Source organism: Microcystis sp. LE19-10.1B (assembly GCF_027530565.1).
GTDB lineage: Bacteria > Cyanobacteriota > Cyanobacteriia > Cyanobacteriales > Microcystaceae > Microcystis > Microcystis aeruginosa.
Map to the genome: position 1 here is coordinate 1 of NZ_JAPZQM010000063.1, position 1,218 is coordinate 1,218.

The following is a 1,218-nucleotide window of genomic DNA, read 5'->3' on the forward strand; positions in this document are numbered from 1 at the left end:
TTATAGAGAAAGACATTTGGCGATTTTTGTCAATTGTTTGCGATCTGAAGCGAACTAATCAATTAAATCTCTTGCCAGATAAGGATTGAGTCGATTTATGCCCCCCTATCGAACCATACCAAGTCCCGAAGAGCCCAAAATCTTGAAAATTGCAAAGAATTTTATAGTCTGGTCAAAAAATCAGATTATGACTTTACAGAGCAGGAATTTGAAGCCTTTACTTGTCAACTTTTAGAAGCAGAATGCTTAAAAAATCAAGTGCAAGATTTAAACGAGCGGGAACTGGCTTCGATTCTAGGAGGGTTTTTAGTGAGAGCATCTATAAAACCCAAATATGGCTCCGTGTCTTTGTTCTAATTTATTTTTGTACTTTTTGCAAAATAGGAGTTTTGTCATGTCTTGTGAACTAGGGAAATGTGAAAGTTCTAATCTGGCCAATAATTACCAAGATTGTTCTTTGATTTTAAGGGAAATCGCCGATGACGAGGAACTCAAAGACCTAACCGAAGAAGACTTAAAAGCGATCATCAGGGGAGGTCTACACCTAATATATGGCTCCGTGTCTTGGCCGAATACAGTTGAGTGGTAATCGATTCCTTCAAAAATTATTAGAGGAGATAATATTTGTTTAAATTCTCCTCTGATACCTCGGCTCTTCTGAGTATAGGGTGATAAAACCTGCTTATCCTTTTTGCCACAAGGCTCTCAGGGCTCGCCATGTCGCCAAATTCTATCTGGTTATATACTTTATAACCCCAAAGTCGGGAGAGCCGATACCTCAAGGTTTCAAAATATTAACGCTATTACAGGAGAATCTTAATGGCTAAAATTTCCATTGCTAATCTAAACGCTAACGAGTCTAAATTTTCCCTCGTACCTCTTGGGGAAACGGAACTAATTAAAACAGCAGTTGAACGAGCGCTCGATACTCGCCGTATAGGTGGCGGCATAAATATTAAAATCGGATACTTTTTAATTAAGCTGTAATAGGAGAAGACCAATGGCTAGAATTTCTATCGTTAATCTACAGTCTGATGACCGTGAGTCTTCGCTTATTCATCTCGAAGAATCGAGGATAAGGGCTCTTCGGGAATTGTTATGCAAATAATTAACTTAAAATAAAATTCGATGAGAGCAACTACGCTCAAAAGTAGCTGAAATTCATACAGGAAAGGACTTAAGGCACAAATAGGTTAATACCAAAAGATAGACAATTGA

At 37.9% G+C, this 1,218-nt stretch carries 2 protein-coding genes; both read left to right on the forward strand.

Going from position 1 to position 1,218, the window contains the following annotated elements; translation table 11 throughout:
* Positions 1-394 precede the first annotated feature (394 nt).
* Positions 395-589, forward strand: coding sequence for a hypothetical protein (locus O9332_RS02310; RefSeq protein WP_288023476.1), 195 nt, complete (start codon positions 395-397; stop codon positions 587-589).
* Positions 590-819: 230 nt separating this feature from the next.
* The gene (locus O9332_RS02315) at positions 820-987 is read left to right on the forward strand and encodes a hypothetical protein (RefSeq protein WP_288023478.1); all 168 of its coding nucleotides are present in this window, start codon (positions 820-822) and stop codon (positions 985-987) included.
* Positions 988-1,218: the final 231 nt, after the last annotated feature.